The organism is Kitasatospora sp. NPDC059571 (assembly GCF_042735675.1).
Taxonomy (GTDB): Bacteria; Actinomycetota; Actinomycetes; order Streptomycetales; family Streptomycetaceae; genus Kitasatospora.
In genome coordinates, this window is the sequence record NZ_JBHWBW010000176.1 from 1 (window position 1) to 6,964 (window position 6,964).

Annotated in this window: 6 protein-coding genes; 1 reads left to right on the forward strand and 5 read right to left on the reverse strand. The window is 74.6% G+C overall.

All coding sequences use genetic code 11. The features are described from left to right. Positions 1 to 126: 126 nt before the first annotated feature. The 4 genes from ACFV0G_RS20310 to ACFV0G_RS20325 all read right to left on the reverse strand — a co-directional run bounded on the left by ACFV0G_RS20310 (position 127) and on the right by ACFV0G_RS20325 (position 5,474). Entirely contained in the window at positions 127 to 1,302 is a 1,176-nt protein-coding gene (locus tag ACFV0G_RS20310) for a MalY/PatB family protein (protein WP_380549434.1), read from the reverse strand. A 311-nt stretch (positions 1,303 to 1,613) separates the two neighbouring features. Beyond that, positions 1,614 to 2,177, reverse strand: a complete 564-nt coding sequence (locus tag ACFV0G_RS20315; protein ID WP_380549392.1) for an MBL fold metallo-hydrolase — start codon at positions 2,175 to 2,177, stop codon at positions 1,614 to 1,616. Between the two features lie 71 nt (positions 2,178 to 2,248). Then, a complete protein-coding gene (locus tag ACFV0G_RS20320; protein ID WP_380549395.1) occupies positions 2,249 to 3,898 on the reverse strand; it encodes an amidohydrolase in 1,650 nt (549 codons plus the stop codon). A gap of 61 nt (positions 3,899 to 3,959) precedes the next feature. Further along, the gene (locus tag ACFV0G_RS20325; protein ID WP_380549398.1) at positions 3,960 to 5,474 is read right to left on the reverse strand and encodes an APC family permease; all 1,515 of its coding nucleotides are present in this window, start codon (positions 5,472 to 5,474) and stop codon (positions 3,960 to 3,962) included. Between the two features lie 189 nt (positions 5,475 to 5,663). On the opposite strand from ACFV0G_RS20325, the gene ACFV0G_RS20330 reads away from it, so the two are divergent. Then, entirely contained in the window at positions 5,664 to 6,356 is a 693-nt protein-coding gene (locus ACFV0G_RS20330) for a TetR/AcrR family transcriptional regulator (protein ID WP_380549401.1), read from the forward strand. Between the two features lie 177 nt (positions 6,357 to 6,533). Here ACFV0G_RS20330 and ACFV0G_RS20335 read toward each other — a convergent pair whose 3' ends face one another. Further along, complete coding sequence (locus ACFV0G_RS20335; protein WP_380549404.1) at positions 6,534 to 6,809, reverse strand: hypothetical protein; 276 nt, start codon at positions 6,807 to 6,809, stop codon at positions 6,534 to 6,536. Positions 6,810 to 6,964 lie beyond the last annotated feature (155 nt).

The window sequence follows — 6,964 nt, forward strand, 5'->3', positions numbered from 1 at the left end:
CGGCTTCCCCGCCAACAAGATCAACATGGGTGTGCCGTTCTACTACCGCGGCTGGCGCGCCGGGGCCGCGCGGGCGCCGCCCCGGGCGCGGCCCCCGCGGCCCCCGGCACGCGCTCGCCTCCGGGGTCACAGCGCCCGCACCGCACACCCCATCCGGGCCAGCGCCTCGCGGAGCACGGCCGGCGACGTCGCGAAGTTGAGGCGTACGCAGCCCGCGCCGCCGGTGCCGAACACGTGGCCGGAGCTGAGTGCCACCCGGGCGTCGTCGAGGAACATCCTGGCCGGCCCGGCCAGGTCGGCGACGACGCCGGGCCCGTCCGCGGGCCGGTCGTCGTGCAGGGCCAGGTGCGTGCAGTCCAGCCAGGCGAGGTAGGTGCCCTGCGGTGGCCGGTACCGGACGCCGGGGAGGTGCTCGCCGACGAGCCGCCCCAGCAGGTCCCGGTTGGCGCTGAGTCCGGCCAGCAGCTCGTCGAGCCAGGGCCCGCCGTCACGGAACGCCGCGGTGTGGGCGATGATCCCGAGATGGCTCGGGCCGTGCCCGACCTCTTCGGGCATCCGGCGCAGGTCCGCGGCCGCACCGGCGCCGGCGACCGCCACGGCGGCCTTGAGGCCGGCCAGATTCCAGGCCTTCGACGCCGAGTGGAGCGCGAAGCCGTCCTCCGAGCCGTCCACGGTCAGGTACGGGGTGAAGACGGCCCCGGGCAGCACCAGCGGGGCGTGGATCTCGTCCGACACCACCCGCACACCGTGCCGGCGGGCCAGGGCCGCGACCGCCTCGAGTTCCGCACGGGTGTGCACGGTGCCGGTGGGGTTGTGCGGGTTGCACAGCAGGAACGCGGCCCGTCGCCCGCCGCGCCGCGCCCGGGTGAAGGCCTCGTCCAGGGCTCCGAGGTCGAGCCGCAGGTCGGCCCCGAGGCGGGCCTCGACGACGGTGCGCCCGTCGTGGCCGACGAACGCGTAGAACGGCGGGTAGACCGGCGGGCAGACCACGACCGCGTCGCCGGGACCGGTCGTCAGGCGGAGCATCTCGACGACGCCCATCATCACGTCGGGCACGAGGGCGGTGTCCTCGACGCGCAGCCCGTCCCAGCCCCACCGCTCGGCGGCGAACGCCGCCAGGGCCTCGGCGTAGCCCGTCCCCCACGGGTATCCGGTGTCTCCGAGGTCGATCGCAGCCCGCAGCGCGTCCGCGACGGCGGGGGCCGGCCGGACGTCCATCTCCGCGACCCAGAGCGGCAGGACGTCCTCGGGATGGGCGCGCCACTTCATGCTGGTGCGCCGCCTGAGCTGGGCCAGGGACAGCCGGGCGAGGGGATCCGTCCGGCCGGCGTCCGCGGGATCGAGCGGCGCGGCGGGGTCGCCGGGGGCGGTGGGGGCGGCGGGCGGCTGGTTCGCGGGTTCGGTCACACGGTGCTCCCGTACCCGGGCGGGCCGGGCCTGTACGACGGTGGCGGTCGGGCGGGACGGAGCTCCGGCCGCGCGGGACGGCGCGGAGCGGGCCCTGGGGCCCGCCCGTCACCCTTCCCCGCGCGGCGGCCGGGGAACCACGCCCGCACACCGGGCGGCCCGATGCGACGCTGGTGCGGCCGCGGGCGCCGTCGGCGGGGCCCTGCTCAGACCGGGGTGCGCTCACCGGGCGAGAAGGGCTCGCCGTGGCCGGGGACGATCAGCACCGGCTGCAGGTCCAGCACACTGCGGCGGGAGGCCGACAGCAGGTCGGGGTCGGCGGCGAACGGGTCCTGCGCCGGGCCCTCGGCGTGCCACCACAGGTGGGTGAGGACGACCAGCCCCGCCTCGGTGCGGACGAGGGTGCTGATGTCCTCGGCGGTGTGCCCGGGGGTGCGCCGCAGCTCGATGTGCTCGCCGAGCCGGTACCCGTCGGCGTCGCGGTCGAGCCAGACGTCGTCGCGGTAGACGGCCATGTGATCGTGGAAGCGTGCCTCGGGGAACAGCGCGGCGTTCAGCGTGTGGTCGGGGTGGTGGTGGCTGAAGACCACGTCGGTGACCTGCTCGGGGGCGATGCCCTCGGCCCGCAGGGGATCGAGGATCCGCCGGCGGTCGGCGACCATGCCGGGGTCGACCACGACGGTCGTGTCGCCGTCGCGCAGCAGGGTGACGGTGCTGGCGACGCGTTCGTCGGCGTAGCCGGTGGTCAGGACGTGGACGGTGGCGGCCATGCGGGGCTCCTTCACTGGGGCGCTCGGCGCCGGGGCTGGGTCGGGCAGCGGGGTGGGATCAGGCATGGGGGTCAGGCGTCGGGGGCGTGGTGCACGCGGCGCCCTCCGACGAAAGTCTGCTCCACCCGGGCGAGGGCGATCTCCTCGGCGGGACGGGCGAAGAGGTCGCGGTCCAGCACGGCGAGGTCGGCGAGCTTGCCGGGGGTGATGGTGCCGGTGTCGTCGAGGTGGTTCACGTAGGCGCTGCCGGCGGTGTAGGCGGCCAGGGCGGCGGCGAGCGTGATGCGCTGCTCGGGCAGGAAGACGGGCCGGTCGGATCCGGGCTGGTGGCGGTTGACGGCCGTGTGGAGGGCGGCGATCGGGTCGGGGCTGGAGACCGGCCAGTCGCTGCCCGCCGCCAGGGGCGCCCCGCTGTTCACCAGGTCCGCGAAGGGGTACTGGAGGGCGGCGCGCTGCCGGCCGAGGAACGGGATGGTCAGCTCGTCCATCTGGGGCTCGTGGGCGGCCCAGAGCGGCTGGATGGTGGCCGTGGCTCCGAGGGCGCGGAACCGCGGGACGTCGGCGGGGTCGACGACCTGGAGATGGGCGAGGTGGTGGCGGTGGTCGCGCCGGCCGTTGGCGCGCCGGGCGGCCTCGACGGCGTCCAGGGCCTCGCGGACGGCGCGGTCGCCGAGGGCGTGGAAGTGGACCTGGAAGCCCTCGCCGTCCAGGCGGGTGACGATCGCGGCAAGCTCACGGGGGTCGATGAAGGAGATCCCGGAGTTGTCGGAGGCACAGCCGCAGGCGGTGAGGTACGGGGCGAGCATCGCGGCGGTGTGGTTCTCCGCGATGCCGTCCTGCATGATCTTCACGGTGCCGGAGGCCAGCGTGCCGACGGTGAACTCCTCCCGTCGGGCGAGGAGTTCGGGGACCTGCTCCAGGCCGCGGGCCCGGTCCCACCAGAGCGCCCCGCGGACCCGCGCGGTCAGCAGGCCCCCGGTCGCCGCGCGCCGGTAGGCCGGGGCCGGGTCCGCGGTGGAGGCGTGCTCGCCCAGCAGGGCGTCCTGCCAGGCGGTGATGCCGTGGGCGTGGAGCACCGCCTGCGCGCGCAGCAGGCCGGCCAGCTGTTCGTCGGCGGTGACCGGCGGGACGTGGACGGCGACCAGCTGCATCGCTCCTTCCTGGAGCATGCCGCTGGGGCGGCCGTCCGCGTCCCGCTCGATCCGGCCGTCGGCGGGGTCGGCGGTGTCCCGGGTGATCCCGGCGGCCTCCAGGGCGCGGGAGTTGGTCCAGGCGCCGTGGTGGTCGCGGTTGACCAGGTAGACCGGCCGGTCGGGGACGACGGAGTCCAGCAGGTGGCGGTCGGGGATCCCGCCCGGGAACGCCTCCATGGACCAGCCGCCGCCGGTGATCCAGGGACGGTCCGGGTGGGCGTCGGCGTAGGCGCGGATCCGGGCCGCGTACTCGTCCGGGCCGGTGGCACCGGACAGGTCGCACTGGCCCATCTCCACGCCCGCGCCGACGGGGTGGACGTGGGCGTCCTGGAAGCCGGGCACCAGCAGCCGGCCGCGCAGGTCGACGACCTCGGTGGCGGGCCCGATCAGGGCGTGCACCTCGTCGTGGCCGACCGCCACGATCCGCTCGCCGCGGACGGCGACGGAGGTGGCGTACGGGCGGGCGGGATCGACGGTGTGGACCGCTCCGCCGGTGAGGACGAGGTCGGCGGTGGTGTCGGCGTGCATGGTGTGGCTCCGTGGGGTCGTGCGGGCGGGGCTGGCTCCGGCGGGGCCGGGAGGAGCCCGGCTAGGTGGCGTCCTGGGCGGGTGCGTCCATGGGCAGGGCGATGGCGTCGGCGTCGGTGCCGCGGCCGGTGGTGAAGTACGGGGAGCGGCGGCGCCACTTGGCGACGGCGGCGGCGATCAGGCCGGTGGCGATGAACAGCGACGGGATCAGCAGCATGAACCAGCCGTTGTCCGGGGCGGCCTGGAAGTGGTCGCTCATGGTGGCGTACTGGTAGGCCAGGTAGCCGCCGAGTCCGAAGAGGATCAGCGCGCTGAGGCCGGGCACGATCACGGAGCGCAGCGCCTCCAGCGGTCCCTCGCGCAGCGCCCCGCGGAACCGCACGGCGCAGGCGAGCGCGGTGAGGCCGTAGTAGAGGGCGACGATCAGGCCGATGGAGTTGACCGCGGTCAGGATCATCAGGTTGATCTTCGGGATGCCGACCGCGAGGACCGCGACCGCCGCGGACAGCGCCATGATCACGACGGTGCCGACCGCCGGCGAGCCGTACCGGGGGTGGATTCTCGTCCACATCCGCCCGAGGGTCCCGTCCCGGCCCATGGCGAGCGCGCCGCGTGCGGTGGGGATGACGCTGGACTGCAGGGAGGCGAAGGCCGAGCACATCAGTGCGGCGAGCGGCAGCGAGGCCCACGGCTCCCGGGAGAGCTTGGCGCCGAGGAAGGTCAGTGCCTGCGGCCCCTGGGCGATCAGCTCGTCATTGTCCATCACCCGCTGGAAGGCGATCGCGGCGAAGACGAGCAGGCCGAGCATGGCCACCAGGGCGATGAGGCCGCCGCGGGCGGCGTCCGAGGCGTTCTTGGTCTCCTCGTTCACGGTGAACGCCGCGTCCCAGCCCCAGAACACGAACACCGCCAGCACCAGGCCCTGGGCCAGGGAGTGCAGCGAGCCGATCGCGAACGGGTTGAGCCAGTTCCAGGAGAACGACTGGTGCCCGGCAAGCAGCGCCCAGGTGCAGAAGACCAGGAGCACGGTGTACTCGAAGGCGAGCAGCGCCCACTGCAACCGGGTTGCGGAGCGCACCCCGGTCACGGCGGTGACGGTCACCGCGACCAGCGCCACCAGCCCGATCGCGGTGCTCACCCCGGTGGATCCGGGGTCGAGGGCGATGCCGAACAGGCTGTGCAGGTGGGCCTTGTTCGCGAACTGCAGGATGACGGAGCCGGTGATCGCGCTGGTGTAAGCCATGAAGACGACGTTGGCGATCAGCACCACCCAGCCGGTCAGGAAGCCGGGCCAGGCGCCGACCGAGCGGCCGACCCAGGTGTAGCCGTTGCCGCAGTTCGGCTCGGTGCGGTTCAGTCGTGCGTAGGACAGCGCGATCCCGAGGATCGGCAGGAACGCGACGATCAGCAGCGCCGGGGTCTGCCGCCCGGCGTACAGGGCGAGCACGCCCATGCCGATGCCGATGCTGGTGGTCGCGGCGGTGCTCGATGCCGCGATCGCCATGCCGTCCCGAACGCCGAGGGTGCGGCGTGTCGCCGTCGCGGGCGGTCTGGTCTCCGGGATGACAGGAACCATGGTTCGCACTCCAGGTGGTGGGGGATCCCCTTCTCGCCGCGGCCCGGACACGGTCCGGTTCCCTGGCGGCGATGAACGCGGGGTGTGTGCCGATGAAACAGTCACGGCATACTTACGTCAATACGTTGTCGTAAGCGCGGCCGCTCGCAGCGGCCGAACAGGACCCACCGCACCCGAGGAGAGGCCCGCATGCCCGAGTCACAGCGCATCCCGGTCGGACGCAAGCGCAAGCGCCCCACCCGCACCGGGACGGTGCTCACCGAGGAACTGATCGTGTCGGCGGCCCTGGAACTCGTCGAGGCCCCGGGCGGCAACGCCCTGACCGTGCGCAGGCTGGGCGCGGCGCTGGGCTGCGACCCCTCGGCGGTGTACCGGTACTTCGCCGACACCGACGCCCTGCTCCTGGCGGTCGCCGACCGGCTGATCGGCGACTCCCTCGACGGCTTCGCGCCGGGCGAGGACTGGATCGCGTCGCTGCGCGACTTCGCGGTGCGGGTGCACCGCTCGGTACTGCGCCACCCGAGGATGGCCGCGGTCCGCGCCTCCCGGGTGACCGCCGGGCCGGCCGAGTGCCGCGCGGTGGACACCGGCATCGGCATCCTGCTGGCGGCCGGCTTCGCACCCGCCGAGGCGGTGCGGCTCTACCACGCCCTGATCGACACCGTGCTCGCCCATGCCGCCCTGGACGCGGACGTCCGCGATCTCAGCGACAAGCAGCGACAGCAGCAGAGCGGCGTCTGGCAGCAGGTCTACGGCGCCCTGCCCGCCGACCGCTATCCGAACCTGCACACCGTCCGCGACCACCTGCCCGGCATGGCCGCCTCCGCCTTCCCCCAGGTCCTCGACCTGCTGCTCGACCGGTTCGCGGCGCTCCGGGGGTGAGCCCCCTCCGGGGGGCCGGACGCTGCGGCGGGGCGCGCTATGGCCCGGCCATGGCCGCTCCCGCCCTTCGCCATCGAGGTCAAGGCCGACCGGGCCGGGCAACTCACCCGGAAGGCCGAGAGAACGCCGGCGTCCCCGGTCCGGCGGACGGCGAGCACCGGGCGGTGGGCCGTGGGGTCAGGCCTCCTCGTCGACCAGCCCGCAGGCGGACGGAAACGATTCCAGGAAGGCGCGCCGCTGCGGGTCGGACTCGGCGTCGGCCAGGTCGGCGAGGGAGCGCAGGAGGCATGCGAGCTGGTCGGCCGGCAGACGCTGCAGGACACCGGCGACGCTCTCCATCAGCCCCACGGCAACGTCGGGATCCACCTCATCGTCCCCGCACGTGTCGAGGAACCGCACGGTGTCCACGACCACACCGGCAAGGACGGGCACCAACGGGTCCGGATCAGCCATCCCTGGAACCTAGCCCATCCGCCGGCGATCACCGTAGCCCGGACCTCTGCCGCCCGGCGCCCCGGGGGGCCGGCGGGGGGGGCGGGGCGCCGCCGGGGGTGTGGAATACCCGGGGCGCCAAGTGGCCCGGGCCCGCCGGCGCCCCGGCCGCGGAG

Coding starts and splice junctions, on each gene's coding strand:
- ACFV0G_RS20315 (WP_380549392.1), bottom strand. CDS start 2,177: ATGGCCGCCACCGTCCACGTCCTGACCACCGGCTACGCCGACGAACGC.
- ACFV0G_RS20320 (WP_380549395.1), bottom strand. CDS start 3,898: ATGCACGCCGACACCACCGCCGACCTCGTCCTCACCGGCGGAGCGGTC.
- ACFV0G_RS20325 (WP_380549398.1), bottom strand. CDS start 5,474: ATGGTTCCTGTCATCCCGGAGACCAGACCGCCCGCGACGGCGACACGC.
- ACFV0G_RS20330 (WP_380549401.1), top strand. CDS start 5,664: ATGCCCGAGTCACAGCGCATCCCGGTCGGACGCAAGCGCAAGCGCCCC.
- ACFV0G_RS20335 (WP_380549404.1), bottom strand. CDS start 6,809: ATGGCTGATCCGGACCCGTTGGTGCCCGTCCTTGCCGGTGTGGTCGTG.